The organism is Psychroserpens mesophilus, from assembly GCF_050617655.1.
Classification (GTDB): Bacteria; Bacteroidota; Bacteroidia; order Flavobacteriales; family Flavobacteriaceae; genus Psychroserpens; species Psychroserpens mesophilus_A.
Genome location: NZ_JBODQC010000357.1, coordinates 1 through 250 on the forward strand (window position 1 = coordinate 1; position 250 = coordinate 250).

A 250-nucleotide genomic window follows, 5' to 3' on the forward strand; every position below is an offset into this window, starting at 1 on the left:
GCTTTTTTATTTTTTCGAACAGTTCTTTTTCTTTCTCCGGGGTGATGGTTTCCCCTTTTTTCTTCAGGGCGGCCGTCTCAATCTGCAACAACACCTTGGCGGCGCTGTTCCCGCTCATTACGGCGCGTTCGCCCCCCGGCCAGGAAACGATCAGGCGCGGGTCATAGGCCTTCCCGCACATGGCGTAATTCCCGGCCCCGTAGCTATTTCCGATAATGACGGTGAATTTGGGCACGACGGAATTACTCAC

At 54.4% G+C, this 250-nt stretch carries 1 protein-coding gene; it reads right to left on the reverse strand.

Features of this window, described 5'->3' with window-relative positions; all coding sequences use genetic code 11:
- Positions 1–250 (reverse strand): carboxyl transferase domain-containing protein (locus tag ACRHNM_RS17575; RefSeq protein ID WP_431137937.1); only part of this gene is annotated, 250 nt, incomplete at both ends.